The 26,680-nt window shown below is 63.5% G+C and carries 30 protein-coding genes and 2 pseudogenes; 17 read left to right on the plus strand and 15 right to left on the minus strand.

Features of this window, described 5'->3' with window-relative positions:
• Positions 1–18: 18 nt before the first annotated feature.
• Together ABT340_RS22540 and ABT340_RS22545 are read right to left on the minus strand one after the other, a co-directional pair.
• Entirely contained in the window at positions 19–1,350 is a 1,332-nt protein-coding gene (locus tag ABT340_RS22540; protein WP_352012761.1) for an FtsK/SpoIIIE domain-containing protein, read from the minus strand.
• Positions 1,343–1,699, minus strand: a complete 357-nt coding sequence (locus tag ABT340_RS22545) for an SCO3933 family regulatory protein (RefSeq protein ID WP_352012762.1) — start codon at positions 1,697–1,699, stop codon at positions 1,343–1,345. The genes ABT340_RS22540 and ABT340_RS22545 overlap by 8 nt, the downstream gene beginning before the upstream one ends.
• Positions 1,700–1,870: 171 nt before the next feature.
• Here ABT340_RS22545 and ABT340_RS22550 point away from each other — a divergent pair, with 171 nt between their 5' ends.
• The gene (locus ABT340_RS22550) at positions 1,871–2,206 is read left to right on the plus strand and encodes a GntR family transcriptional regulator (RefSeq protein ID WP_352012763.1); all 336 of its coding nucleotides are present in this window, start codon (positions 1,871–1,873) and stop codon (positions 2,204–2,206) included.
• Between the two features lie 5 nt (positions 2,207–2,211).
• On the opposite strand, the gene ABT340_RS22555 is transcribed toward ABT340_RS22550, so the two are convergent.
• Both ABT340_RS22555 and ABT340_RS22560 read right to left on the minus strand, forming a co-directional pair.
• Entirely contained in the window at positions 2,212–2,394 is a 183-nt protein-coding gene (locus ABT340_RS22555; RefSeq protein WP_352012764.1) for a hypothetical protein, read from the minus strand.
• Entirely contained in the window at positions 2,391–2,588 is a 198-nt protein-coding gene (locus ABT340_RS22560; RefSeq protein ID WP_352012765.1) for a hypothetical protein, read from the minus strand. The genes ABT340_RS22555 and ABT340_RS22560 overlap by 4 nt, the downstream gene beginning before the upstream one ends.
• A 153-nt stretch (positions 2,589–2,741) precedes the next feature.
• Between ABT340_RS22560 and ABT340_RS22565 the strand changes: the two genes are divergently transcribed.
• The 3 genes from ABT340_RS22565 (at position 2,742) to ABT340_RS22575 (ending at position 4,412) form a co-directional block, all read left to right on the plus strand.
• Entirely contained in the window at positions 2,742–3,482 is a 741-nt protein-coding gene (locus ABT340_RS22565; RefSeq protein ID WP_352012766.1) for a DUF5919 domain-containing protein, read from the plus strand.
• Between the two features lie 3 nt (positions 3,483–3,485).
• Entirely contained in the window at positions 3,486–3,962 is a 477-nt protein-coding gene (locus tag ABT340_RS22570; RefSeq protein WP_352012767.1) for an NUDIX hydrolase, read from the plus strand.
• A 63-nt stretch (positions 3,963–4,025) separates the two neighbouring features.
• Entirely contained in the window at positions 4,026–4,412 is a 387-nt protein-coding gene (locus tag ABT340_RS22575) for a nuclear transport factor 2 family protein (protein WP_352012768.1), read from the plus strand.
• 3 nt (positions 4,413–4,415) lie between these two features.
• On the opposite strand, the gene ABT340_RS22580 is transcribed toward ABT340_RS22575, so the two are convergent.
• From ABT340_RS22580 to ABT340_RS22590, 3 genes are all read right to left on the minus strand, one after another.
• Entirely contained in the window at positions 4,416–4,967 is a 552-nt protein-coding gene (locus ABT340_RS22580; RefSeq protein WP_352012769.1) for an HD domain-containing protein, read from the minus strand.
• A 65-nt stretch (positions 4,968–5,032) separates the two neighbouring features.
• The gene (locus ABT340_RS22585) at positions 5,033–5,503 is read right to left on the minus strand and encodes a GntR family transcriptional regulator (RefSeq protein WP_352012770.1); all 471 of its coding nucleotides are present in this window, start codon (positions 5,501–5,503) and stop codon (positions 5,033–5,035) included.
• 5 nt (positions 5,504–5,508) lie between these two features.
• On the minus strand, positions 5,509–5,847 hold the full coding sequence (locus tag ABT340_RS22590; RefSeq protein ID WP_352012771.1) for a hypothetical protein: 339 nt from the start codon (positions 5,845–5,847) through the stop codon (positions 5,509–5,511).
• Positions 5,848–6,007: 160 nt separating this feature from the next.
• On the opposite strand from ABT340_RS22590, the gene ABT340_RS22595 reads away from it, so the two are divergent.
• The 7 genes from ABT340_RS22595 to ABT340_RS22625 all read left to right on the plus strand — a co-directional run bounded on the left by ABT340_RS22595 (position 6,008) and on the right by ABT340_RS22625 (position 15,363).
• Positions 6,008–6,742 (plus strand): XRE family transcriptional regulator, encoded by a 735-nt coding sequence (locus ABT340_RS22595; RefSeq protein ID WP_352012772.1) that lies wholly within the window; start codon positions 6,008–6,010, stop codon positions 6,740–6,742.
• A gap of 437 nt (positions 6,743–7,179) precedes the next feature.
• Positions 7,180–7,320: a transposase gene (locus ABT340_RS22600; RefSeq protein ID WP_352012773.1), complete on the plus strand. Its 141-nt coding sequence runs from the start codon at positions 7,180–7,182 to the stop codon at positions 7,318–7,320.
• A 28-nt stretch (positions 7,321–7,348) separates the two neighbouring features.
• Entirely contained in the window at positions 7,349–7,564 is a 216-nt protein-coding gene (locus tag ABT340_RS22605; RefSeq protein WP_352012774.1) for a hypothetical protein, read from the plus strand.
• Positions 7,561–8,475: an IS3 family transposase gene (locus ABT340_RS22610; protein WP_352012775.1), complete on the plus strand. Its 915-nt coding sequence runs from the start codon at positions 7,561–7,563 to the stop codon at positions 8,473–8,475. Before ABT340_RS22605 ends, ABT340_RS22610 begins: the two co-directional genes overlap by 4 nt.
• A gap of 113 nt (positions 8,476–8,588) precedes the next feature.
• Complete coding sequence (locus ABT340_RS22615) at positions 8,589–10,952, plus strand: type I restriction-modification system subunit M (RefSeq protein ID WP_352012776.1); 2,364 nt, start codon at positions 8,589–8,591, stop codon at positions 10,950–10,952.
• Positions 10,949–12,361: a restriction endonuclease subunit S gene (locus ABT340_RS22620; protein ID WP_352012777.1), complete on the plus strand. Its 1,413-nt coding sequence runs from the start codon at positions 10,949–10,951 to the stop codon at positions 12,359–12,361. The genes ABT340_RS22615 and ABT340_RS22620 overlap by 4 nt, the downstream gene beginning before the upstream one ends.
• Positions 12,358–15,363, plus strand: a complete 3,006-nt coding sequence (locus tag ABT340_RS22625) for a type I restriction endonuclease subunit R (protein WP_352012778.1) — start codon at positions 12,358–12,360, stop codon at positions 15,361–15,363. The genes ABT340_RS22620 and ABT340_RS22625 overlap by 4 nt, the downstream gene beginning before the upstream one ends.
• Positions 15,364–15,454: 91 nt before the next feature.
• On the opposite strand, the gene ABT340_RS22630 is transcribed toward ABT340_RS22625, so the two are convergent.
• Entirely contained in the window at positions 15,455–15,949 is a 495-nt protein-coding gene (locus ABT340_RS22630; protein ID WP_352012779.1) for a hypothetical protein, read from the minus strand.
• Between the two features lie 9 nt (positions 15,950–15,958).
• Complete coding sequence (locus tag ABT340_RS22635; protein ID WP_352012780.1) at positions 15,959–16,948, minus strand: hypothetical protein; 990 nt, start codon at positions 16,946–16,948, stop codon at positions 15,959–15,961.
• 425 nt (positions 16,949–17,373) lie between these two features.
• Here ABT340_RS22635 and ABT340_RS22640 point away from each other — a divergent pair, with 425 nt between their 5' ends.
• Complete coding sequence (locus tag ABT340_RS22640) at positions 17,374–18,024, plus strand: HAD family hydrolase (protein ID WP_352012781.1); 651 nt, start codon at positions 17,374–17,376, stop codon at positions 18,022–18,024.
• Between the two features lie 262 nt (positions 18,025–18,286).
• On the opposite strand, the pseudogene ABT340_RS22645 reads toward ABT340_RS22640, so the two are convergent.
• Together ABT340_RS22645 and ABT340_RS22650 are read right to left on the minus strand one after the other, a co-directional pair.
• Positions 18,287–18,628: pseudogene (locus tag ABT340_RS22645) on the minus strand (DUF4145 domain-containing protein); the annotation flags it as partial.
• Positions 18,629–18,677: 49 nt separating this feature from the next.
• On the minus strand, positions 18,678–19,514 hold the full coding sequence (locus tag ABT340_RS22650; protein WP_352012782.1) for an ArsR/SmtB family transcription factor: 837 nt from the start codon (positions 19,512–19,514) through the stop codon (positions 18,678–18,680).
• Positions 19,515–19,743: 229 nt separating this feature from the next.
• Here ABT340_RS22650 and ABT340_RS22655 point away from each other — a divergent pair, with 229 nt between their 5' ends.
• From ABT340_RS22655 to ABT340_RS22675, 5 genes are all read left to right on the plus strand, one after another.
• Positions 19,744–20,652: an aldo/keto reductase gene (locus ABT340_RS22655; protein ID WP_352012783.1), complete on the plus strand. Its 909-nt coding sequence runs from the start codon at positions 19,744–19,746 to the stop codon at positions 20,650–20,652.
• 328 nt (positions 20,653–20,980) lie between these two features.
• Positions 20,981–21,163: a hypothetical protein gene (locus tag ABT340_RS22660; RefSeq protein WP_352012784.1), complete on the plus strand. Its 183-nt coding sequence runs from the start codon at positions 20,981–20,983 to the stop codon at positions 21,161–21,163.
• The gene (locus ABT340_RS22665; protein ID WP_352012785.1) at positions 21,160–21,348 is read left to right on the plus strand and encodes an HAD hydrolase-like protein; all 189 of its coding nucleotides are present in this window, start codon (positions 21,160–21,162) and stop codon (positions 21,346–21,348) included. Before ABT340_RS22660 ends, ABT340_RS22665 begins: the two co-directional genes overlap by 4 nt.
• Before the next feature lie 273 nt (positions 21,349–21,621).
• Entirely contained in the window at positions 21,622–23,070 is a 1,449-nt protein-coding gene (locus tag ABT340_RS22670; protein ID WP_352012786.1) for an alpha/beta hydrolase, read from the plus strand.
• Between the two features lie 517 nt (positions 23,071–23,587).
• Entirely contained in the window at positions 23,588–24,055 is a 468-nt protein-coding gene (locus tag ABT340_RS22675) for a hypothetical protein (protein ID WP_352012787.1), read from the plus strand.
• A 320-nt stretch (positions 24,056–24,375) separates the two neighbouring features.
• On the opposite strand, the gene ABT340_RS22680 is transcribed toward ABT340_RS22675, so the two are convergent.
• The 4 genes and pseudogenes from ABT340_RS22680 to ABT340_RS22695 all read right to left on the minus strand — a co-directional run.
• On the minus strand, positions 24,376–24,591 hold the full coding sequence (locus ABT340_RS22680) for a hypothetical protein (RefSeq protein ID WP_352012788.1): 216 nt from the start codon (positions 24,589–24,591) through the stop codon (positions 24,376–24,378).
• A gap of 231 nt (positions 24,592–24,822) precedes the next feature.
• Complete coding sequence (gene fmdA / locus ABT340_RS22685; RefSeq protein ID WP_352012789.1) at positions 24,823–26,079, minus strand: formamidase; 1,257 nt, start codon at positions 26,077–26,079, stop codon at positions 24,823–24,825.
• Between the two features lie 30 nt (positions 26,080–26,109).
• Positions 26,110–26,262 carry a hypothetical protein gene (locus tag ABT340_RS22690; protein WP_352012974.1) on the minus strand — a complete coding sequence of 51 codons (153 nt, stop codon included), beginning with the start codon at positions 26,260–26,262 and terminating at the stop codon, positions 26,110–26,112.
• A 9-nt stretch (positions 26,263–26,271) separates the two neighbouring features.
• A pseudogene (locus tag ABT340_RS22695) lies at positions 26,272–26,391 on the minus strand (FmdB family zinc ribbon protein); the annotation flags it as partial.
• Between the last annotated feature and the right edge of the window lie 289 nt (positions 26,392–26,680).

The raw sequence follows: 26,680 nt of genomic DNA on the forward strand, positions 1-26,680 counted from the left end.
CCCCTTCCTTGTGGCAGGTCAGGCGGTGAGGAGTTCGTCCAGGTCGGCGGGGTCGAATTCGGTCGCAGGAGCGGGGGCGGTGATCTCCGCCCAGGACGGGGTCAGGTCGGCGTACATCCAGGCCGCGTGTTCGGCGGTGGTCTCGGAGACGTGGAAGGAACGGGCGCGGTACCACTGGCCGTCCTGGGAGGCCACAATCGCCACCCCCGGCGTCTCGGCCGGGATCGCCCGCGCGGAGACCAGGGCCGCCGGGTCGAGGTCACCGAGCGTCATGGTCGCGGTCTCCGGATCGTTGACCCGGTGACAGATCCGCCCCGAACACTGGGCGCGTAGCGCGGTGACGCCGGGGCCGAGGTCGGAGCCGATGCGCTGGCCGCAGCAGAACAGGTAGATCCCGAACGCCCGGCCAAGCCGTGCCACCCGCAGCAGGGTCGTAGAGGTATGGGCGACCTCGTCCTTCTCGGACTTGGCGGCCATCAGGTACAGCTCGGCCAGCTCGTCGACCAGGACCACGACCGGCACCGGCCGTACGGCGGGAGGAAGCTGCCAGAGGTTGCGGGCGCCTGTTCTCCGGCACAGGTCCATCCGGTTGAGCATGAGCGTCACCAGGTCATCGAGCAGGCCCACACTCTCGGTGCGGGTGGTGGCCAGTGCCGACAGCCGGGGCGCGTAGGGGGTGAACTCCACCCCGCCCTTGAGGTCGAAGCCGACCAACGCCACCGGTTGCGGGGCCAGGCCGACGATGAGGGCGTTGGCGAGGTTGGACTTGCCGGACTGCGTCGCTCCGGCGCTGAGCCAGTGGGGGACGGTTCGGAAGTCGATCACCCATGGTGCGCCGGTCTCCAGGCGGCCCACCGTGACCTTGAGCGGTTCCTCCGAGGGCGGTAGCCGATCGACCCGCATCAGGGGATCTCGGATGACGGCGGCCAGGACGACCCGTCCGGGGCGCGGGGACGACACGCGTACGGCGTGCACACCCCAGGAGTGCGCCAGCCGTTCGGCGACCTGGGCGTAGTCGTCGGGGATCTGTCCCTCCAGCAGGTGGACGGTGACGCGCCAGCCGTGGCGGGTCGGCAGCGGGAACCGTATCCACGGGGTGGTGTCGACGGCGACCCGGCGGAAGCGGCGCCGTACCTTCACGGTGCCGGTGGAAACCAGGGCGCCGGGGGTGAGGGTGAAGGCCCAGCGTGCGCGCTTCTTGGTCAGTCCGCAGCCGAGGGCGACCTTGCGCCAGGAGGCCCGCACGCTCAGGGCGGTGAACGGGTAGCCGACCATCGGCCAGAACCGCCAGGTCGCCAGTACGGCCAGCGCGGTCGCCAGGACGAGCAGGGACTGCGGCAGGTCAGGCATCGCCGCTCCCGCTGGTTGGTCTGCCGGAGACGGGGACGATGGAGGCGGCCTTGTAGCTGATGCCCCAGCGGGCGGTGCCGTTGCTGGGGATCTCCCAGACGTAGCCGACCATGCCGGTGGGGACGACGTCCTGTCCGGGAGCGATGGGCGGTTCTCCGGAGGTTCCGACCTTGACCAGTTCGATCCGGCCCAACTCGTCCTCGGCGAGGAGCACGGATTCGTAGACCTTGTTGCCGTCCTTGTCGGTCTTGATCTTTCCGCTGTCCTGGTCGATGACGCGAGGACGGGCGGCCTTGACGCAGGTGAAGCGGAGCCGGTGGGTGTCGACGGGGATCGGGATCGTGCGCATGGATGGACCTCCTTGTTCGTCTCAGCCAACATAGTCAACCTAGTTGGCCTGGATGTCAACGTTCTCATGGTTGGCCTGGTCGCGTGTCTGTGCTGAACTAGTGGAACCGGTGAGACTGTTTACAGCGGCTGACTGGTTCGGGCAGGACGGGAAGGCGGAAAAAGAGGGCGGATGGTCAAGAACACCGGGCGACCGGGCTACCTGCAGATCGCCGACGACCTGCGCGACCAGATCCGGCGCGGCACTCTCGCGCCCGGCGATCCGCTGCCCTCCACAACCCAGCTCGCCACCGCCTACGACGCCTCGCTGAGCGTGGTGAAACTCGCCGTCGGGGTCCTACGGAACGAGGGACTGGTCATCGGCCAGCAGGGCAAGGGCGTGTTCGTCCGTGACGACGCCGCCCTGGCCCCGCCGGTATCCGATGAGCTGGCCGAGATCCGCGCCACCCTGCGCGACCTGTCGGCCCGGCTGGAGAAGGTCGAGGCGAAGCTGGGCGAGGGGAAGTAGCGCGCTCACCCGCGTACGTGGCAGCCGGTGACCCGGCGGGCCAGGGCCGCCGCCCGGCTCGGAGGCGCCTCGTCAAGTCGCATGCGCCGGTCCTCCTGGCGCATCCCGACCAGGACGACGATGTAGCCGACGAACACCGCCGCGCTCAGTACCAGGCCGATGATCAGCGGGATCATGGTCGCGCTCACGTCCAGATCACCCCCGCCTCAGCGGTGCCGTACGGGCGGTTGACCGGGCGCCGCACCTGACCGCGCCGCTGGCTCGTCCTGCGCCGGGCCACCTGACGGCGAACCCACCGCTCCCGCGCCCGGCACTTACGGCAAATGAACCGCCCCTCCTCCAGAACCGCGCCGCACCCGCAGGCGGGCGTGTCGTTGATCATTGTTGTCTCTCCTCTCGTCGCTGCCGGTGACGCCTTGCGATACCGAGAGTGCGACGAGCAGGTAGGACGTGATCACTACAGGACGGGACATGTACAGGACGTCCGGTCTACGATTGCCCCGTCCCTGGACGTCCCCGCTGACAGGCAGGTGAGATGGCGAACGAGCGGTTGCGCACGGCGTTACTCGAACGGGGAACCACCATCACGGAGGTGGCCGAGGCCATCGAGGTCGACGCCAAAACCGTGGAACGATGGATCACCCGAGGCCGGGTGCCCTACCGCAAGCACCGCTTCGCCGTGGCCAAGCTGCTGGGGGTCGAGGAGGCCTACCTGTGGCCCGAGGCCATGACCCCCGCCCAGACCGCGGCCGTCTCCGAGACCGAGATCGTCACCGTCTACCCGCACCGCTGGGCCGTACCCAAGGACGCCTGGGGACGACTGTTCGCCTCCGCCCGCCAGGAGATCGACATCCTGGTCTACAGCGGCATCTTCATCGCCCAGGACACCGGCATCGTCCGCGTCTTCGCCGACCGGGCCGACACGGGCGTGAAGATCCGGATGCTGCTCGGCGACCCCGACTCACCCGAGGTCGCCCAGCGCGGCATCGACGAGGGGATCAACGACGGCATGGCGGCCCAGATCAAGACCGCGCTCGTGTTCTACCGGTCGCTGCGCCGGCACGAGAACGTGGAGATCCGCTTCCACCGCACGGTCCTGTACAACTCCATCTACCGCGCCGATGACCAGCTGCTGGTCAACAGCCACGTCTACGGCACCTTCGCCTCCAACGCCCCGGTCATGCACCTGCGTAAAGTCCCCGGCGGCACGATGGCGGCCACCTACCTCAACAGCTTCGAATCCGTCTGGGACCAGGCCCGGCCGGTAGAGTCCTGACCCATGACGGCCCGCCGGATCGACTTCTACGACGACCCCGCCGCACCCGCCCCCAACAGTCTGGTGCCCTCGGTCAATGTCGTCGTCGTCAACGACGCGGGCGACATCCTGATGATCCGCCGTACCGACAACGGCAACTGGGCCGTCCCCGGCGGCGCCATCGACCTGGGGGAGTCCCTGCCGCAGGCCGCCGTACGGGAGACGCTGGAGGAGACCGGCGTCACCTGTGAGATCACCGGCCTGGTCGGCACCTACACCGACCCCCGCCACGTGATCCTCTACACCTCCGACGGCGAAGCCCGCCAGGAGTTCTCCATCGTCCTGACCGCCCGACCCGTCGATGGTGAGCCGACGCCGAGTGACGAGTCCCGCGAGGTCCGCTGGGTGCCGCGCGAGGAGGTCGGCTCCCTGGTCATGGACCGGTCGATGCGGTTGCGGCTCGGTCACTTCCTCGACGGCGCCGGGCCGTACATCGGGTGAATACGCGCGCGGCAACTGAGGTACTCGCCTCTGAAAGCTCCCGCACAATAGGAAGGCGATCTCATGACCGAACGCACCCTCACCGACGAGCTGTACGAGGCTGAACGCCGTCTGCAGGCGGCCATGCTCGCCGGAGACGTCGAAGAACTCGACCGGCTACTCGATGATCGGCTTGTCTTCACCGGCCCGCCGGACGGCGCGTGTCACCCGCAGGCCAAGCAGCTTGACCTGGACAATCACCGCTCACTCCGACAGGTCATGACCAAGCTCGTCGAGGAAGACCTGACCGTGGTCGTCGCGGGCACCACCGGCGTCACCTGCTTCCTCGGCACGCTGGAGGGCACGTTCGCGGGAGAGCCGTTCGCCTCACGGCTGCGCTACACCCGCACCTGGGCCCACACCGACGAGCACGGCTGGCGCATCATGGCCGCTCACGCCAGCCCGGCCTGAACGTCAGGCCCGCGCGCTCAAGGCGGCCTGTACGGCGTGCACGGCCGCGACGATGCACGGTGTGGCCTTGGTGATCGACCGGCTGACCAGGTGCTCGGGGCCGTACCGGGAGTGGATCTCCGCCAGGCGGGTCCCGACGTCGACCGGCAGACCGTCCGGGCTGGTGGTCATGTCGCAGTAGGTCAGCGCCTCGACCAGCTCGGGGCGTTCCTTGGCGAACTCGGCATTCAACGTGTCGAACAGGCCGCGCTCGGCGGCCTCGCACTCGGCGCAGGTGTGATGGGCCACCAGCCGGGCGAGCCGGTCGTCGGCCTGCTGGACGTCACGCAGGTAGCGGGCGCCGTCCAGCGGATGGAACCCCGTATCGACAAGCGCGGGAGCGTAACCGATGTCGTGCAACCAGGCCGCCGCGGTCAGCAGGTCGGCCTCCACGCCGAGGATCGACCCCAGCGATTCGGCCTGCGCGGCGACCCCCTGGGTGTGCGCCCACCGGCGCGGCAGAGGTTCCTCCAGCAGGTGCCGGGCCAGGTCACGTGCCCATTCGGCTTGTCCCATACGGTTCACCCTAGACTCCGCCCGAAGCCTGTCCCGAGGCCCAGCATCAGACGTCTCAGGACGTCTCAAAGCGGTGCGTGACGGACGAAACGCCCTTTGCCGTGCCGGGCCACGATGAGCCCTTCCCGCTCCAGTACGGCCAGCGCCTGGCGGACGGTGTTGCGCGAGGCCCCATGCCGTTCCCGCAGCTCGTTCTCACTCGGCACCGCCGCCCCCACTGGGAGGGAGCCGCTGCTGATTCGCTCACGCAACTCGGCGGCGATCTCCTGATAGCGATACAGCGCCGCTTGGTTCTTGGGGTCCTTCACCCGGCGTCCCGCGCCGGGCATCGTGTCGATCAGTCCTTCGTCCTCCAGTACGGCCAGCGCGCGCCGGACGGTGCTGCGGGCCACGTGGAAGCGCTGGGCCAGTGCCGCCTCCGAGGGCAGGACACTGGCCGGAGGGTAGTGACCGGCGGTGATCTGCGCGCGGAGCCGTTCGGCGATCCGGTCGTAGACCCGCCTGCCGGTCAGCCACCCGTCGGTGTCATCGGTCATCGAGGTCAGCGGCCGTGCGCGCCGTGGATGTTGCCGAGATCGATGGTGAGCGTGCCCTGCTCGCCCTCACGCCAGCCGCGCCGCACCGCTGCGGCGATGTCCTCGGCGGCCATGGGCAGGTGGATGGTGGAGGTGCGCTCGTCGGGTCGGTCGCCCCAGTAGAACCAGTAGAAGACGACCTGGACGTAGACGCGGCGGGTACGGGCGTTGTGGTCGGTGATCTCCAGGCAGGGCTGACCGTTCTGGTCGTTGGTCAGGAAATTCGGCACGTACAGCGCGTTGAGGTGGCCGCGCAGTATGGTCAGCAGGTTCCGCTGGTGGTCAATGATCTTCTCTTTGGACATGCGGGTGCTCCCGTCGTCTCACGGCCCCGGTGGTGCCGGGTTCGGTGCCAGTGAGTCTCCCGACCGGGATGGGACACAGGCACCACGACTTTAGGGACGTCTAGGGACGTCTTATGTTAGCGTCGCTGGTACCGACCCGCTCCGGGAGGGACCACACCCGATGAACGAACACCTTCGCCACGCCCTCATCCGGGCCCGCCTGCAACCCCTCGACGTGGCCACTCACCTGACCGTCGACCCCAAAACCGTCACCCGCTGGCTCGCCGGCCGCGTCCCCCACCCGCGCCACCGCCTGGCCGTCGCCGACCTTCTCCACGTGGACGAGAACGACCTGTGGCCCGAAAGTGTCCGCCGACGCCCAGGACCTCCGGCTGAGATCAAGGCTGTCTACTCGCACCGCTGGGCCGTACCGGCCACCATCTGGCGCACCTTCTTCGAAGCCGCCCAGGCTGAGATCGGCATCCTCGTCTACAGCGGCCTGTTCCTCGCCGAAGACGCCGGACTCCTCCGCATCCTGGTCGGGCGGGCAAGGGCCGGAGTCCGGGTACGCATCCTGCTCGGTGATCCCGACAGCCCTCACGTCGCCACCCGGGGAGCGGACGAAGGGGTCGGAGCAGATGTCATGGTCTCCAGGACCAGGAACGCTCTCACGCTCTGTCGTCCTTTGGGGGACGTGGAGGGGATCGAGATACGGCTGCACGGGACGATCCTGTACAACTCCATCTACCGCGCCGACAACGACCTGTTGGTCAACCTCCACGCCTACGGCACCCGCGCCTCCGACGCCCCGGTCGTCTACATCACCGGCAACGAACCCAACAGCACCGCGGCCACCTACCTCGATAGCTTCGAACGCGTCTGGGACAGAGCGGTACCCGCAGCTCAAAGCGGCTGACAGCACTGGATCAAGATCGAAAGAAACTTATCTGTCCGTCTTTAAAGGCGGTCCGCTGCGCGGCCCGCCGGGCGCGCTAGTCGGCAAGCGTGCCCGGCTGCGGCTCTTCGGCCGGTCCGGGCACGCACCGCCCGCGCGCCCGAGAGGAGTTGCCGCTTAAGGCCGTGACGATCGCTCACTTCGGTACTCACGGACCATGGCCAGGGCGATCGACGCCAAGGCCCTCCTTCGTCGGGACTCGGCACCGGGCGACTAGGGCTGGGGCGACAGCAGCGCTGAGGCAACATCACACACCAGTACTGCGTACCTGTGGACACCGATCGGGGACTAGAAATGACTCCGAACCTTCGAGCTCAGAGGCCCGGCATGTGTCAGTCCTCTCAACTATGACTCTCCCCTCATATCGTGGAGACCTGACCTAAGGGGGAGGTCGGAGCATGGGAGAGACCAGACGCAACTTCGATCCAGAGTTCCGCGCCGGTGCGGTGCGGATCGTGCGAGAGACCGGGAAATCGATCGCCTCGGTCGCCAAGGACCTGGGGATGAACGCGGGAAGGTCGCCAAGGACCTGGGGATGAACGCGGGAAGGTCGCCAAGGACCTGGGGATGAACGCGGGAACACTGGCCAACTGGATGCAGATGGACCGCCTGGCCCGCGAACGCGACACCGATGGGGAACTGATCGAATCCGAGCGCGAGGAACTGGCCCGGCTGCGCCGGCAAAAGGCCGAATGGGCCCGGGAGCGCGCGGAACTGGAGATGGAGCGTGATGTGCTCAAGCGCTCGGTGGTCTTGTGGGTCAAGGAGGCGACGGGCCGGTGAGCGTGGCGGCCTTCATCGCCTCCCAGAAGACCGAGCACGATGTTCCCCACGCGACGGCCTGCCGGATCCTGGGAGTCTCGCAGTCCTGGTTCTACAAGTGGCGTAATCGCGCGTCGAGCGTCCGACGGCGACGACGGGAGGAGCTGGATGCGGCGATCACCGCCGCCTTCGAGGCCTCCGGCGGCACCTACGGGTCTCCGCGCATCACCCGTGACCTGCGCGAGCACGGCTGGCAGGTGTCGGTGAACACGGTCGCAGCCCGGATGTCGGAGCTCGGCCTGGTGGCCCGCATGCGGCGTCTGCCCCGGTCGCTGACCCGGCAGGGCAGGCGGCTGGCGGCGCCGGATCTGGTGCACCGGCAGTTCAATGCGGTCGCCGCGGATGTTTTGTGGTGCGGCGACGTCACCGAGATCGTCACCGATGAGGGCAAGCTGTATCTGGCCACGGTGGAGGACCTGTTCTCCCGCCGCCTGCTCGGTTATGCCATGTCCGCCCATCACGATGCCGCCCTGACGGTCGCCTCGCTGCAGATGGCCGCGGTCACGCGGGGCGGAAACATCGACGGGGTGATCTTCCACACCGATCGCGGCAGCGAGTACACCGCGGCTCGCTTTCAGGCCGCCTGTCGCCACTGGGGTGTGGTGCAGTCGATGGGCCGGGTCGGCTGCGCGCTGGACAACGCTGCGGCCGAGTCGTTCAACTCCTCCCTCAAGGTGGAGTTCGCCTACCGGAACCGTTTCGCCACCCGCACCGAGGCACGGCTGAAGATCGCGACCTGGATCGCTGATTTCTACAACACTCGCCGTCGGCACAGCGCCGCTGACGGGCTACCGCCAATCGTCTACGAACAGCAGGTCACGGCCGCCCGAGCGGCCACTACAGCGAGGTGCCAGCAGATCATCGCTGCATAGAAAGTCTCCACGATTTCAGGGGATTGCCACTACGCTTTGCGATGTTGTTAAGAACATGCATAGCGTGCCGGCCTAGACGGGATCGGCACAGTCCAAGGAGAGACGGTCGCAGGGTGTACAGCGCGCAGCAGAGCCGCATTGAGAGCTTCATCTGGGGGATCGCGGACGATGTCCTGCGTGATGTGTACGTGCGCGGCAAGTACCGCGACGTGATTCTTCCCATGCTCGTCCTGAGGCGCTTCGACGCGGTCTTGGAGAAGACCAAGGACGCTGTCCTCCAGACTCACGAGGAGCTCAGAGGCCTGGGCTTGATCGATCCCGAGCAGTTGGATTTCCCGCTACGGCAGGCCGCAGGGGAGGCGTTCTACAACACCTCGCCCTTCACCCTCCAGAAGTTGTCCAAGCGAACCAGCGCCCAGCAGCTCCGTAGCGATTTCGAGGCGTACCTAGACGGTTTCTCGCCGAACGTCAAGGAGATCCTCGACAACTTCGAGTTCCGTAACCAGATCCCCAAGCTATCTCGCAATGACACCCTCGGCATGCTGATCAATAAGCTGCTGTCGTCGGAGATCAACCTCTCCCCTGAGCCAGTGCTCGACGCGTATGGACGGGTCCACATGCCGGGCCTCGATAATCATGGTATGGGAACAATCTTCGAGAACTTAGTACGCCGGTTCAATGAGGAAAACAATGAAGAGGCCGGCGAGCACTGGACCCCGCGTGACGTGGTCAAGCTCATGACCCGGCTAATGTTCCTGCCCATCGCAGAAAAGATCAAGGGTGGTACATATCTGCTCTACGACGGCGCATGCGGCACCGGCGGCATGCTTACCGTCGCCGAGGAGACCTTGCGTGACCTCTCAACTAAGCACCGTGTGAAGGAAATCGTTACCCGGTTGTATGGCCAGGAGATTAACTCTGAGACATACGCCATCTGCAAGGCAGACATGCTGTTAAAGGGCGACGGCGAGGCTGCCGATAACATCAAGGGCGGCCCCGAATGGTCCACGCTCTCCAACGATGCCTTCCCCCGTAAGCAATTCGACTTTATGCTCGCCAACCCTCCGTATGGCAAGAGCTGGAAAGCTGACCAGGAGCGGCTGGGGGGTAAGACAAATATCTCTGATCCCCGGTTCATTGTCACTTTCGGCGGCGAGGTAGAGCCGTCATCTCTGGTTACCAGCTCCAGCGACGGCCAGATGATGTTCCTAGCAAACATGGTCTCGAAGATGAAGACCGAGTCGTCGTTGGGCAGCCGGATCGCTGAGATCCACAATGGCTCATCTCTCTTCACTGGGGACGCCGGGAGTGGCGAGAGCAATATCCGCCGCTGGATTATCGAGAATGATTGGCTTGAGGCGATCGTTGCGCTGCCGCTGAACATATTCTACAACACCGGTATCGCCACCTATGTCTGGGTGATCGCCAACCGGAAGTCCGATGCTCGCAAGGGCAAGGTGCAGCTAATTGACGCTACCGGCTGGTTCACCCCATTGCGTAAGAATCTGGGCAGTAAGAACTGCGAGCTATCTACGGTTGACATTGAGCGCACTACCCAGGCGTTCATGGACTTTGCTGAGACGGAGCAGTCCAAGATCTTCCCAAACGAGGAGTTCGGCTACTGGAAGATCACAGTCGAGCGTCCGCTGCGGCTGAGCAGTCAGTTCACGAAGGAACGCGTGGAGGCGCTGCGCTTCGCTTCCGGCGAGGCACAGGCACGGGGGCTGCTATACGAGAAGTTCGGTGATGACCTGTTCACAGACTTCGCAAGCGTTTCCAAGCAGGTACGCGAGCAACTAGAGCAGTGGGCCCAAGAGGCTGGATCCGATGAGGACAAGGCGGACACCGACGTGCCGGTCCTTAAAGAGGCCGCGCGCAAGAAGCTGCGGAACGCGAAGACATGGGAGCGAGACGGGCAACTGGTTCAGATCGGCACGGCGCTGATCAATGACATAGGCGAGCAGGTCTTCGACGACTACAACGAGTTCGAACGGCAGGCTGGTACGGCGATGGGCCGCCTAGGCCTCCAACTCAGCCTAGTTGACCGCAAGGTCCTGCTACGCGGCGTGAGTTGGCGCGACGAGAACGCGAAGCCCGTGATCCTCAAGCGCCACAAGGCCGGTACCGCCGGGCACCCTCTGTACGGGCTGTATGAGACCGAGGAGACGAAGTCGGCGAAGCCCCAGGCCTCTGTCGTCGAGTACGAGCCTGACAGCGAACTGCGTGACACGGAACAGGTACCGCTACTGGAGCCCGGCGGCATCGAGGCGTTTTTCTATCGCGAGGTCCTGCCATACGCAGAGGACGCGTGGATCAAGGCGAGTGTGACGAAGAAGGGGTACGAGATCAGCTTTACGCGCCACTTCTACAAGCCGCCAGCTCTTCGGAGCCTTGAGAAGATCCGAGCGGACATCGTGGCGCTGGAGAAGGAGACTGAGGGGCTTATCGGGGATCTGTTCGGCGGTGATACGGAGTGAATGACGAACCGAATCCATACGGCGATCTTGAAAAAATAGACGTGCCCTGGCAGGATACCAAGCCTACTCATTGGCAGGTTCGCCGCATCAAGTCGCTCTTCAGGGAACGATCCCGTACTGGGTTTCCTCAAGAGCCGCTTCTGGCAGCCACGCAATCTATGGGTGTCGTCAGGAAAGACCGGTACGCGGTACGCACGGTAACGGCAGAAAAAGGGCTCCATTTACTGAAGCTGGCAAAACCAGGAGACTTTGTCATCAGCCTTCGCTCTTTTCAAGGGGGCATTGAGCTCTGTCACGACCAAGGGATCATTAGTCCCGCTTACACCGTGTTGGAACCCATCGATAGTAGTTTTGGAGATTTCTACTCCATCTTCTTCAAGTCTCGCCCGTTTGTGGCAGGCCTAACGCTTTTCATCACAGGAATTCGCGACGGCCAGAATATCAATTACGCGAAGCTGTCGCGCTCCCATATTGCGCTCCCTCCCTCCGATGAACAGCGGGCCATCGTCAAGTATGTCCGACACATCGAGCGAGAAATCGGAGCAGCGATCCGAGCCAAGCGACAGCTCGTAACCCTGCTCACTGAACAGAAGCACGCTATTGTGCATCAGGTAGTGACACGCGGACTAATCCCTTCTACTGAAGTTAAAGAGACAGGATCTCCATGGATCGCAACCATTCCAGCTCGTTGGACCATGGCCCCAATAAAGCGTCTACTTCAAAAAATTGAATATGGCACCTCGCAGAGCCCGGAAGGGTACGGGCCAATCCGAATCCTTACTATGGGTAATGTCCGCAACGGAAAAGTAAATGTTCCTGAATTTGGAAATTCCATTGCAGTCCCTCCAGGGCTTACGCTCTGCCATAACGACCTACTCTTCAATCGCACAAACAGTCCGGATCTCGTAGGGAAAACGGGAATCTACGATGGTCCAGATGACGCAACTATTTCTTTTGCGTCCTATCTCGTAAGACTGCGCGTCCGGCAAGAATATTGTGCTCAGTGGCTGAACTATGTACTCAATAGCCCTCTCTTTTGGGCCTACGCCCGAGGGCATGCACTGCTGAGCCTTCATCAAGCGAATCTCAACCCATCTCGTTACGGGCAGCTAGCAATACCGCTACCTCCTAAGGAAGAGCAAGAAGAGATCGCTCGATACCTTCACAGGCGGGAGAGTGAAATCGATGCGGTGATTCACCGTACCGAACGCGAAATCTCCCTCCTCCACGAATACCAAATCCGCCTGACCGCTGACGTGATCACCGGAAAGCTCGATGTTCGTGCCGCCGCAGCTTTGCTACCAGACGTGGACCCACATGACCCCCGCCTGGCGACGGCCCACGACGTCGACGAGGACGGACTGAATGGCGATCTGGACGGTAACGACCCGAACGAGGAGCCGATGTGAGTGGCAAGGCAGGGCTGTACGGTGGTACGGACATGAGCGAGAGGGCCCTTGAACGGGACATCGTCGCGGACATGACCTCGCTGTCGGGCGGATGGATCGAAGGGTCTCCCAAGTCGTATGACCGTGGCCGCGCCATCGACACCGAGCAATTGCAGGCGTTCCTAGAGGAGACCCAGCCGGAGGCCGCCGCAGCATTCGAGCTTGGCAATCCTCAGTCCGAGACACGTGCGCAGTTCCTCAACCGCGTCCAGGGGCACATTACTCAGCACGGTGTCGTGGATCTCCTGCGGAAGGGGATGAACCACTCCACCAGCACGGGAGTCTACGAGGTTGTTTTCTACGGGACGACGCCCTCCCCTGGCAACGCGGTTGCCAAACGGCGGCACCGCGCCAACCGCTGGAGTGTGACCCGGCAGCTGCGCTACAGCCAGGACGACACCTTCCTGGCCCTGGATCTGGCCATCTTTGTCAACGGCCTACCGCTCGCAACGTTCGAATTGAAGAATCACCAGACCAAGCAGACCGTGGAGGACGCGGTCGAGCAGTACAAGAATACGCGCGATGCACGTGAGCTGCTGTTCGCTGATGGCCGCTGTCTGGCGCACTTCGCAGTGGACGAGCACTCAGTGCGGTTCTGCACGCGATTAGCCGGTAAGAAGTCCTGGTTCCTCCCCTTTGATAAAGGGTGGGAAGGCGGCGCCGGCAACCCGCCTAACCCGCACGGATACAAGACCGCCTACCTCTGGCAAGACGTCCTGGCGCCCGCGAGTCTCGCAGACATCATCGAGCACTACGCTGCCCGGCTGGTGGACAAGGACCCCAAAACCAAAAAGACGAAGCGTTGGCAGATCTTTCCGCGTTACCACCAGCTCGACGTCGTTCGTGAGATCCTCAAAGACAGCAAAGAGAACGGCGCCGGTCAGCGCTATCTGATCCAGCACTCGGCTGGCAGCGGTAAGTCCAACTCCATTGCCTGGCTGGCACACCAGCTGGTAGATCTCGGTGGCGACGACTCGCCAGTTTTCGATGCGGTAATTGTAGTAACCGACCGTATCAACCTGGACACGCAGATCGAGCGCACGGTTAAGCAGTTCACGCAGCGTCGATCTCTTGTCAAGCACGCCGACAAGTCGAAAGATCTGCGCGAGGCCCTCGCCAACGGCACGAAGATCGTCATTTCTACAGTGCAGAAGTTCCCAGTGATCCTCAATGACATCGACAATGCGCACCGAGACCGACGGTTCGCCATCATTATCGACGAAGCGCACTCTGGGCAGGGCGGCAAGACGACACACGCTATGAGCAGCGCGCTCGGTACGGCTCCTCAAGATGTTGAGGAAGAAGAGACGACCGAGGATAAGATCAACAAAATCATCGACAGTCAGAGGCTGCTCGGCAACGCCAGCTACTACGCGTTCACAGCCACGCCTAAGTCCCGAACGCTCGGCTACTTCGGCCGCCGCGGCGAGGACGGGCGAGACCATCCCTTCCACGTCTATACGATGAAGCAGGCAATCGAAGAGGGCTTCATCCTAGATGTTCTAAAGAGCTACACGACTGTAGAAAGTTACTACAGGCTAGTCAAGTCGGTTGAGGATGACCCCGAGTTCGACGCCAAAAAAGCAGCGAAAAAGTTGCGTCGCTATGTCGAAGGCAACAGCCACGCAATCCAGACCAAAGCATCGATCATGGTCGACCATCTGCTGGACAACGTGATCCGGCCTCGGAAGATCGGTGGCAAGGCCCGCGCCATGGTTGTGGTCGACGGTATTCCGCGGGCGTTGAGCTATTACTTTGCCATCACCGCGTACCTAAATAAGCTGAACAGTCCCTACCGGGCCATCGTTGCGTTCTCTGGTGAACACGAGTACGGCGGCAAAAAGGTCACCGAGGCGAGTCTTAATGGCTTCCCTAGCAGTGCCATCGAGAAGACCTTGAGAGAGGACCCTTATCGCATCCTGGTCTGCGCGGACAAGTTCCAGACAGGTTACGACGAACCGCTCCTGCACACCATGTACGTTGACAAGCCCCTGTCCAGCGTGCGGGCCGTGCAAACTCTATCCCGGTTGAACCGTGCCCACCCGGACAAACATGATGTCGCGGTCTTGGATTTTTACAACAAGTCCGACGTCATCCAAAAGTCATTCAAACAGTGGTATCGCACCACTGTGCTTGCGGAATCAGTCGATCCCAATAAGCTCCATGATTTGCGGGCCGTTCTCGACGGCGCTGGAGTCTACGGCCGTGAGGACATCGACCAGTTCGTGGAGATGTTCCTGGCCAAGGAGCCCCGTCCACGTCTAGAAGCGTTCCTTGACCAGCTCGTCGTCGCCTATCAGGAGCTCGACAGCGAGGATCAACAGGTCGAGTTCAAGGGCAGGGCCAAGGTGTTCGTTCGTGCTTACGACTACCTGGCTGGCATCCTTCCTTACCGCAACCCCGAGTGGTTGAAGCTGTCGATCTTTCTGACGTTCCTTATTCCCAAACTGCCCGCGCCAATCGAGGAAGACCTCTCCAGGGGCATCTTGGAGACGGTTGACCTGGACAGCTACCGGGCCGAGCAGCAGACGGCGATCAGCATCACCCTGAGCAACGAGGACGCGGAGCTGACGGCTAGCACCCCGATGGGTATGGGACAGCGGGCCGAACCCGACTTGAAGCCCGCTTCGGTCATCCTTCAGGATTTCAATCAGCACTTTGGCAATATCCCTTGGACTGACAAGGACCGGATACGGCACCTGATTTCCGTGGAGATCCCGGCGAAGGTCCGTGAGGACAAGCAGTACATCAATGCCCAGCGGTACAACGATGAGCAGAACGCCCGAGTCGAGAGTGACGCCGCTGTGCAGCGGGCGATCATGGCGTTCCTGAAGTCCGACACTGAGCTATACAGCCAGTTCGCCGGCAACTCTGCATTCAAACGATGGCTGACCGAGATGGTATTCCGCGAGACCTACGACCCGACGGCCAGCGACGACCGTGATGCTCAGCGAGACATATAAGCCTGACTGTTAAGCATAGGGGCGATTTATCGCCGAAAATATCGTTATGCTACGGGCGGGCGGATTTAAATGGCTGCCCCACCTAATCGCGCTATTCGCCTGGCAGTCTAGGTTTGGCGGAAATTGCTACCTTCACCGTCTTCTCAGTAACCCACAGCATGCGTGTAAGGGCCAAGGTCGCGAAGAAGACGGCGGAGAAGCAGAGAGTCGCCGCTAGTTGATTTGGCCGGGCATCGTTGTCGACTAATAGTGCAATAAACGATAGAAGGGTGGCCATGGCAGCCCACCGCATACTCCTTGTATAGGAGCCGAACAGGCGAGGCCATTGCTTGGTTCGACGCAATATTTCGAACCTGGGAGAATTTACAAAAGTTAAAGCAATAGTGATAGCTGCAATAATGAATCCAAGAAGAGTTCCATGAAGTCCAAGAACTGCAGCGTAGATCTCTTTCCGGCGGCCTACCAAAATACCCTGAACCGGATTATTTACTTCTGGCATAAGCGATAACTTGTAGAGCACTGCGGATATGACGGCGGACACGAAAAGTTCTTTGGCGAAGGAGGGAAGTCGCCGCCACACCATCACTTGCACCTCTTAGGGGGATTGATTCAAACCCTTTGAGGACATACTAGCTGACGAGGCCGACAAAAGATCTTCGCGTAGCTCCTCGTAGGCCTCGGCGATCTTACGGTAAGCATCATCGCTGTTGAGAACTCTAGACCTTTGGCTCTGCCGAAGGATCGTCTTCTTACTGATGAGTTGATCCTCCAGAAGGTTTATTTCATCAGTCCTTCCCGTTTTGTCATCAACGATGGTTGCCTTAAGTTCCCTAGTCTGCTCGCGTAGATCTTCCTTACGCATGATGCGACGCAAGAAGTGAATCAAGTCCGACTTGAGATCGATCTTCTTGTAAGGTTCGGGTTGAAGTATGAGTCCGACAACGGCAGCATCACTTCCAACGGCAGCAGCATCAAGCGCCCGGCCAAGGGACTCGTTAGCTTCAGCGATGGTGGACGTATATGATCTACGGACGCGCAGAGTCAGCTTACGGACGGACTTGTTTCCCTCCAGCTGCTTCGATACATCATGGCGCAGCAAAGCTTCCATCGTGAATGATGGAAGTGATCCAGATAGAACGTGCATCATGTACGCAGACAAACGTTTTGCGCGGGGGCCGTAGAAATTATGCTCCACCCCGACAATCCCGTTAGGGAAGAGGCAAATATGCGATGTTTCACATAGCCCTTCTTCCGCTTCGAGTGTGAGGTTACGGAGCGTTCCTCCGAATTCGGACTGAGGAAGTGCGTTCTTTCGGATAGTTCCCAGTCGGATTTTAGTGACTTCACCCACAGCGTCTATCCACGTGCAAAGGCTACTGCCATCTGATTGGTTCATGTATCGACGATTAGCAAGGTCAAAGGGAAGATCGCCAATCGCCTTAAGGCCAGCTTCGAGCTCGACATTGATGTTCTTCGGGATACCCGTTTCATCAGCGCCTGCATCGATCCGATAGAAGTAGACGCTGCGCTGGATCGTCGGGGGCTTCGGCTGCTGGGGGCGGCGCTGGGCTGTCGGGGAACTCATGACTATAGAGTGCCACGAGTTACTGGCTACCGCGTCCGTTGAGGGAGCATTCGCATCGGTATGCCGGAGCCAAATGACCTGTTTATGCCATATGTCCTCACGAGGTGGCCGGATTTGTGTCGCTATGAACTCTCGGAAGATGCCAAGAATTATGATCTTGAAGCATCGTGGCTCCGAATGTCGGGAAGCCGATCCGCCGTACGGCTTAGACCTCCCGGGCTTTCCATTCCGCGGTACGGATGTCTTGTCACCGAGTGGCGTGGTGACCCGACTCGATAGGTGCGGGACATGCACGGGATGATCTCGCGAGCAGTGCGGGCTACGCGAAGCGTCCACGCAGCTCATGCCACACGAACCAACCGTACAGCCGCCGCTCTCCTAATGCGGGTGTCTCTGGCTTAGCTGTCCCCATAGGGTGAGTTGCCGTGCAGCCACTCGTGTTCTTCGATCTGGACAACACACTTGTGGACCTGGACGAGGCGTTCCAGGCATGGACTGTGGAGTTCGTCGACGAGCATGGGCTTGAGTCCGCGGCGGTTGACTGGTTGATCGCTCTCGATCGGGCGGGCGATCCGCATCGTGAGGTCTTCTTCGGCAAGGTGCGTGAGCGCTTCGCCCTCCCAGCGTCCGTCGAGGAGTTGTGGGGGTGCTACCGGAGGCGCATGCCGTACCTGGTTCGCTGTCGGTCTGAGGTGAAGGAGGGCCTGGCGCGGCTTCGTGCTGCCGGATGGAAGGTGGCCATCGTCACCAACGGAACGGCGGACAACCAGCTAGGTAAGATCCAGCAGACGGGACTGGCCGAGGTTGTCGACGCCTACGCGCTTTCTGGAGTCGAAGGCATCCGCAAGCCGGATGTTGGTCTGTTCGAGATCGCCGCTCGGAGGCGCGGCATGGCCCTGGCCGACGGGGGATGGATGATCGGAGATCACCCCGTCAAGGACATTGGCGGGGGACAGGCTGCCGGCCTCCGCACGGTCTGGATCAATCGGGGAGACTGGCGGGACCAGGAGCACGGGGCCGACCACGTTGTTACGGATGTGCTCCAGGCGATGGAGATCCTGCACAGCGAGCGCTGACCGAGAGACCGCGCCGCAGCTCACGGGGAATGCTGTACAGCAGAGTCGTACAGCAACACCGCCTTACGCGATCACATCTCACCGAACCGCATCTACCGCTTGACCAGCGCGTGAGCCATCCGACCTGGCACCCGCCGTTGACTCGTAATGAAGGGGTCTCGGGTTCGAATCCCGAAGGCGGCTCCAGGTCAGAGGCCCCCTACGGTGACCGTAGGGGGCCTCTGCGTTTCCAATTGCGCGACTAAGTGGTTTCGCCGCATCCTCAAAAGGCCGACCTAGTGACCCATCCGGCTTCGGGCAGACTGCCAAAAGCGCCGGGAGCATGGTCGGGGTGCCGCTCTCCTGCAGCCGGGCCAAGAGTCCGCTTCATGTGGATGTATTCGATCTCCGCTGGCTCGTGATGGACGCGCTCCAGGATCTTGTCCATGAACCGAGTGACTGTTTCGGCGTCTTCCTGGTTCGTAGGGTCCATGTCTAAGGGGCCGTGAGCGGCTTCGTTGCCGGTGAACCGGATTTCGTGGGCGGCCTCAGCGATTAACTGTGAGATGTGGCCGCTGGTGTGAAGCTGGTCAATCTTCTGCATGAGGTTTCCGTTGGTGATGCCCTTGTCCTTAGTGGTCGGCGCCGGAAGTCCTTCGGGGGCTGACGTGAGGTCAGGCGGAGGCGGCTTGGAGAAGGACTTCGGCTGCGGTGGTGCGTGCGTAGAGGACGGACCGGCCGGCGCGGTGGGCGCTGACCAGGCCCGCGTTACGTAGCGCGGTGAGGTATTGGGATACCCCGGCCAGGGAGAGTCCGGTGCGGTGGGCCAGCTGTGTGGTGGAGGCCGGGATCTCCAACTCGGCCAGCAGCAAGGTCCGTGAGCGCCCTAGTACGGCGGAGAGGGCGTCGGCTCGTGTAACGGGCCGTGCCTGCCAGAGCGAGCCGACACCCCGTGCCTGATAGGAAAGTTGAGGTGGATCTGGCGGCGTCGTTCGGGTGCGTAGCCCTGCTCCGGTGAAGGCCGAGGGAATCAGCAGTAGTCCCGTGCCTGCCGTCGTGCGGGTCAGTGGCTGCTTCCGGCGGGCCATCCGCAGCGCGTTGTTATCCCAGCTCAGCGACGCGTGCAGGTCGTTGAGAAGGTGGCCGGTGCCGTGCTCGGCGGCCAGGCGGGCCCGGTAGAGGATGTCTGCGTCCAGGACTGCTCGGATTCGTGTCCAGTAGGGGGCGAGCGCCAGTCCCCAGTAGGTTTCGACTTCCTCTGCGACCTTGGCCAGGAGGCCCTGAGGGTTGTTGCGCAGGGCTCGTAGCCGGGGGCCGAGGGTTCCCTGGTGGCGGGCCAGGTGGTCGAGATCATGGCGTACCCGGTCGGCGGGCGCGGCCCGGATCGCGTCCCGCTCTGCCGCCAGGGTGGGGGCCGGTCCGGTGGGGGCCGGGTTGAGGAAGTCGGGGACGTAGCCGCCGCTGGGCGGGATCAACTCGTGGAGCCATCCCCGGTCCAGTCCGGCGGCCACCAGGCGCGGCCGTACCTGGTGGACCCAGGGTCGGTGGACCGAATGCGTAGTGCCGGACCTCAGCAATCGGAAGCTGGGCGCGACCTCCCACATCGGCGAGACGGCGAACCGCACCTGCGCCAGATCGCTCGTCGAGAACGTCAGTTCCGCCAGGACAACCCCTCCTCAATAGATTCAGGCATGCATGAATCAATGGCGGGTCAGCCTACCGTGCGGGGATCATCTCGCCATGACCTCACAGATGATCACCGCAGCGGCATCGGGCACCTGGAAGCTCGGCGACCTGACGGTCAACCGGGTCGGCTTCGGCGCGATGCGCCTGCCGCAGCACGGCGAGGCGTTCGCACCCGATGCCGTTCCACGCGACCGTGACCAGGCGATCGGTGTGCTGCGCCGCGCGGCCGAACTCGGCGTGAACCACATCGACACCGCTGGCTTCTACTTCTCGCCGCTGCGCTCGGCCAACGAGCTGATCAACCAGGCGCTGGCCCCCTACCCGGACGACCTTGTCATCACCACCAAGGTCGGACCGGGCCGCGATCCCTCGGGGCAATGGCTGCCGCACGCCACTCCCGAGCAGCTGCGCGGCCAGGTCGAGGAGAACCTGCGCCAGCTCGGCCGCGACCACCTCGACGTGGTGAACCTGCGCATCGTCGGGGCCGATTCGATCGCCGAACGCTTCGGCGCGCTGGCCGAACTGCGCGAGGCCGGACTCATCCGTCACTTGGGCCTGTCCAACGTCCGTCCTCACCACCTCGCTGAGGCCCAGGCCATCGCGCCGGTGGTCTGCGTCCAGAACATGTACGGCATCGGCGCATCGCCTGAGCAGAAGGAGTTCCTGGACCTCTGCGGTGAACAGCGCATCGCATTCGTGCCGTTCTACGCGATTGCCGGCGCCGGACGCACTGCCGGTGCGACCACCGCCGACAGTCCGGAGGTGCACACCATCGCTCGCGCCCACGGCGTGAGCGCAGCCCAGATCCGGCTGGCGTGGACGCTGCACCAGGGTTCCCACGTGCTGGCCATCCCCGGCACCGGCGACCTCGACCACCTCGTCCAGAACGTCGCCGTGGGCTCCCTGAGACTGTCGAAGGAAGAACTCACTGCCCTGGACCCCCTCCATCACGAGACGGCGTGAGCAAGACCCCCATTGCATTGTGATCCACTTCTGCTGATCGGCCTGTCTGCCTTGCCTGTTCCTGCCAGCCGCCCCATACTCCTGGCGTCCACCGTGCGCCGCTGGCTTCGGCAGGAAGCGCTCAAGCCCTGGCAGCACCAATCCCGGATCTTCATCCGGGACCCGGACTTTCGCGCCAAGGCTCAGCACGTCCTTGGTCTATACGCCCCCACTTACGAAGGCGAACCCCTCAGCGCGGACGAATACGTGATCTCCAGCGACGAGAAGAACCTCGATCCAGGCCCGCTGCCGATGTCACCCGACCCTCGCCCCAGGCCAGGCCAGGGCGGTGCGCGTCAACCACACCTACGGCCGTGGCGGTGCGCCGGCCTACCTGGCCGCCTACGACGTCCACCGGGCGAAAGTCTTCGGCCGCTGCGAAGTCACCACCGGCATCACGCCGTTCATGGCTCCGGTCGAACAATTGCTGCCCGACGGTACAGGGTGGATCTTGTCGACGGAGGATGGATGACCGGTGATCACCTGGTCGCCGACATTGGTGGAGGGCGGCCCGCTGGCCTTCATACGGTCTGGATCGATCGAGGGACGTGGCCGGACCGGGAGCGCGAGGCGGATCATGTCGTAATGAACATGCTTCAAGCAATGCAGATTCTGCAGGAGAGGGTGGCCGAGCGGTTTAAACTCGCCCACCGATGACCCATAAGCGCCTGACAACATCTCGTCACCGGGCTGTGGTCTCTTCACGATGACGGGTATGGGGAAGTCTCAGGAGCGGCGCCGGCCCACCAAGCCTGATCCCGCGAAGCCGAGTGCCAAGGGAAGGGGTTCCGGTGGGGCCTCTGCGTTCCTGTCCGTGTGACCGCGGCTCGTTCGCTGATCTTTCTGTTGGGGCTTCGAAAAGCCGTATTCGATGAACTATGGTCCGTTCGGCCGATGGCGGGGGTCGGCAAGCCGAGGACGATTTAGATCATGAAATGGACACCCCTCATCACGGGCTTGGCGCTGATCGCGGTAGCGCTTCCCGCGGCACCTGCCGCCGCGACCGGCCAAGTGACCCAAGCGGTAAGTGTGACCGGTACGGACACGATCGACTGGCGAGCCTGCGGGGAGGAACCCGGGGCCGAGTGCGGCGCCCTCGCGGTGCCGGTGGACTGGGAGAAGCCGGACGGGCCTCGGATCTCGCTGAACATGACGCGTCGCAAGGCCACCGGACAACGGGTCGGGACGCTGTTCTACAACCCGGGCGGACCGGGGGCGGGTGCGGCCTATCTGGTGCGGAATTGGTCGCAGTACTACTTCTCCGAGGAGTTACGCGAGCGGTTCGACATCGTCGGGATCGATCCGCGCGGGGTCGCCGGCAGTGGGCAGATCCAGTGCGGGAAGGCGGTGCATGATCCGGCTGTCACGCAGTTCCCTGAGACGCGGTGGGAGTATGACCGCCTTGTCGCGCACAACCGGGCCGTGGGCGTGAGTTGCGGGCCGTTGATCGGTCACGTGGACACCGGGAGTGTGGCGCGAGACTTCGACGCGGTGCGGGCCGCGCTGGGCGAGGAGCAGATCAGCTACCTGGGACGCTCCTACGGGAGCATGCTGGGGACCGAGTACGCGCGGCGGTTCCCCGACCGGGTACGGGCGATGGCTCTGGACGGGATCGTCGATCACGGGATGAGCTCGCGCCAGATGGTGCGGGATGCCGCGGCGGCGGTGGAGGACGGGTTCGACAGGTTCGGCGAATGGTGCGAGCGGACGGAGGAATGTGAGCTGCACGGCCGGTCCGTACCGCAGGTGTGGGACGCGCTGATGCGCAAGGCGGAGAAGACGCCGATTCCGGTGACCGGCGGGCGTCCGCTGACGGCGGAAGAACTGCGCTACGCCGCGTACGTGATGCTCACGCTGGCCCCCGAGTTCAACGGCGATCTGGCCCGGGGCATCGTTCAGGCGGAGCAGGGCGATGCGGAGATCCTCGGGCAGATGCGGACTGAGGCGCTGGACAACTCCGCGATGACCTCGGCCTACCGGGCGGTCCTCTGTCAGGACATCGACCCTGGAACCAACGGATTCTCGCAGCTCAGGGCCTGGGCTCGGGACGCCGCACGGAGGGCCCCGCACATGCGCGGGACATCGGAGTTCTGGGACATGACGACCGGATGTCTGGGATGGCCCGTCCAGCCGTCCAATCCGCAGCGGCCGGTGCGCATCACCCAGGTGCCGCCCGTTCTGCTGGTCGGGAACACGCATGATCCCGCAACGCCGCTCGTCTGGGCCAAGAGCCTGGCCAGGGGTATCAAGGGGTCACAGGTGCTGACCTATGACGGCGACGGGCACACCGCGTACCTGCGTAACGCCTGCGCGACCGGGAGTGTCGACCGTTACCTGATCTCCGGGACGCTCCCTGTGCCCGGTACGGTCTGCCGCTGAACCCGGCGTGGGCGCCGGTATTCAGTCGCGGCGTCCAACCTGCGGGTAGCCGGTTCGCTCCAGCTTCCCCAGGGTGTCCGGTGCCGCGTTGCTGATCGAGGGTGTGGATGCCGGCTGGGCCGGGGGAACGATGGTTCAGATCATCATGCCGAACCACTGTTCGCGCGCCTGAGGCTGGACACCGACGAGGGTCGAACGCGGGTGATCATCGCCTTGGCGTGCTCGGCCCCCCCCGGGGCACCCGGTCCGCGACGAGGCAGGTGCCCTGGTGGCGGCCGATGAGAGCGGCCCGCCGCGGTGGATGCCGAACAGCTTGACCGCCGTCGCCCGTGTGGCGGGCATCGGCATCCACCGCTCTCAGGCGCGCCGAATTCTGGTCACCGCATCGGATCCGGTTGCTTCAGCGGACCGCCGCGGCCAACCGGCGCGGACCGGTCATCGTCGTCACTGACGATCTGTCCGGCCGTTTCAGCTGACGGGCCCGCCTGACAACTACGGCCAGGGCGGGACCGTCTACATGGGCATGTCAGGCCATGCCTGGCGGTTGATTGTCGTTCTGTGCGAGATTGATCTCGTGAATTCCGAAGATCGGCCTTCGTCGTGGTTCAACGCGCTGTCCAAGCCGCAAAAGGTGACCGCGATCACAATGTCGTTGATCGGCTCCATAGGAGGAGCGGCCTACCTCTGGCTGGGGCCGCCAATGGATCTCGCTCCGGGCTTCCTGATCTTCGCTTACGTGATTCTCAGCCTGATGATCCTCAACGGCATTCCCCGTGTCCACCTGTGGTTCGACGGGCGAGGATTCGTGCTCTATCTGGGTGTCTTCTTCGTCCTCAAAGGGGCGTCAAGAGACCTGGAGACCCCCGCTGTCCGCGTGGGTGTCCTCGTCGCGGGGGTACTGCTGCTGACCTATCTGATCGTCCGCGCCGTACGCGTCGAACGGAGGAAACGGCAGACAGACCGTGCCGATTCGCAAATTCTCTGATGGTCCTACGGCGACATCGCACACCGGTGTAGAGGCCTTTGCCGTACAGACGCTGTGCGTGATCAAGGCCGTCCATCCGCACCGCTGGGCCGTACCGGCCGGCATCTGGCACGCCTTCTCCGAAGCCGCCCAGACCGAGATGTCTGAAAACCGACATCTCGCTGTCGTTCCTGGAACGCTTCCCCAGCCCGCGGTCGACCACCAAGCAGAGTGCCGTCACGACGACGGCTTTCCGCTACACCGGCGGCAGGTCCGGTGCCGAGCTTGTCGAACGACCGCGTCAGACACCCCAGCCAGTGTGAGGTGACTGAACCCTGTGGTCAGTCGTGGGAGCGACGGCGGACGATCGCATCGCTGATCTGCTGTGCCGCGTACAGCTCGGGCGCCACCCACTGCAGGGTCGCGTCGACTGGGTTTCCGGGCTCGGCGATCACCTGCGGCAACGGGTCCTCATCCCGGCCCGGCACCCAGGTCGCAGGGTCCGGCCGCTCAGGCAGACGCTGGAACCGGCCGGTTGGCTTCTCATCGCTCGTCATGATCAGTTAACGCCGTCCACCTTTGCAGGGTTCCTCGGTCGGTGTGGATGTGTCGTTTCAGACACCTCAATCTCTGGAGGCCTCATATGCAGCCGCCCACCGAACCTCGGACTTGTCTTTCACGTGGCCCGCAACCGGGCCTCGCGCTCCACGTGTTCCGGCTCACTTCGGCCACCGTCTTCGTTACCCGACCAGAGTGATCGGCCCGCCTGAAAGCGGGAAGTCGGCGGCTCAGTCAAAGCCGGCGTGCGGGGCGCTGGTGCCCTGCGGTACGCGGAACGGGCCGGAGGAGCCAGGACGGACGTCGAAGTCGAAGATCGCGGTTGGCAGATAGACGGTGGCGCAGGAGTTGGGAATGTCCACCACCCCCGACAACCGGCCTTCGATCGGCGCGGCGCCGAGCAACAGATACGCCTGCTCGGGGCTGTAGCCGAACGCCGTCAGGTAGTCGATCGCGTGCAGACAGGCCCGCTGGTAGGCCAGCTGCGAGTCGAGATAGCGCTGCTCGCCGTCCAGGGTGACGGACACCCCGGAGAAGGCCAGCCACTCGCTGTACTGAGGGTCCGTACGGCCCGGCATGAAGATGGCGTTCTCGCCGACACGGTAGGTCTGCATGCCGTCCTTGATGACGTCGACCCGCAGGTCGATGAAGCCGCCCATCTCGATGGCGCCGCAGAAGGTGATCTCACCGTCGCCCTGCGAGAAGTGCAGGTCGCCGACCGACAGGTTCGCACCGGATACGTACACCGGGTAGAAGATTCGGGAGCCCCGGGTGAGGTTCTTGATGTCCTGGTTGCCGCCGTTCTCTCGCGGCGGTGCGGTACGGGCGGCCTCGGCCGCGATCCGGTCGAACTCGGACGGGGAGACACCGCCGAGGATGGCCTCCCGGGGCTCGGGAGACAGGGCCAGCGGCGGCACCCTCTGCGGGTCTGTGGCTATCAGCGCCGACTCCCGCGCGTTCCACTTCGACAGCAGCGCCGCCGACGGCGCGGTGCCCATGAGCCCGGGGTGGGCGATGCCGGTGAACGACACCGCTGGGATATGGCGTGATGTGGCGACCTGGCCGGAGAAGTCCCAGATCGCCTTGTAGGCGTCGGGGAACTGTTCGGTGAGGAACCCCCCGCCGTTCTTGGTGGGGAAGATCCCGGTGTAACCCCAGCCCTGACCGGCCAGTGGGCCGCTGTCCTCCTGGGGGATGGGCCCCAGGTCGAGGATGTCCACGACCAGCAGGTCACCCGGCTCGGCTCCCTCGACCGCGAACGGGCCGCTGAGCGCGTGCACCTTCATCAACGGGGCGTCACGGACGTCCTCGGCGGAGTCGTCGTTGTGGATCGCGCCGTCGAACCACTCCCGGCAGTGGACCCGGAAGCTGTCGCCGGGCTTGACCCGCGCCACAGGCGGGATCGCGGGGTGCCAACGGTTGTGACCGATCTTGGCCTGGTCGGTGAACTTCTTCGTCGAGTCGAGCGGGAAAATCAACTCTGGCACGGCTGGATTCCTTTCGGCGCTGCGGGACGGTCACGGCCTCGGCAGGCGGGCGGTGGCGGGATGGACGGCCACCGCGCCTCCGGTACGGCGCCGTGGCAGGGACGTGACGACTTCGGGCTCGGAGGCGCTGCGCTCCGCGCGCTGCAACTGCGCGGACACGGCGGTCGGAATGCGCGCCAGCATCGGCGCTGAGAACGTCCGAACAGAGGCCGCGCCGCAGTCTGGGCACGGCACCGTAGCGGGTGCGGTGCCGATCGGAAAAACGGCCTCAATTTCGGAGCAATGCGGACATCGGTATGCATATGCCGCCATAGCAAGCGCCCTTCGAGCGAATTCAATCCGGTCCACCCCGGTCGTGATCCCTCTCTACCGATGTGACCTCGGGAAACAGTCTCAGAGTCGGATGTATCCGCAATTTAATGTGTGAATTGGATGTAATCCATCTCGCTTCCGTCAACTTGCTCACGCAGTAAGGTAGATCGCTTGGTTCATGAGCGGAAATGCGGTGATATGTTCTTTCGTGCTGAATAAGTGAATTATCTCCTGTTTGCCATCCGGCTCTCCTGAGCAGCCGTGACCCATCCCGCGGCCATTTGAGCTG

It is taken from the genome of Streptosporangium sp. NPDC000239, assembly GCF_040300765.1.
GTDB lineage: Bacteria > Actinomycetota > Actinomycetes > Streptosporangiales > Streptosporangiaceae > Streptosporangium.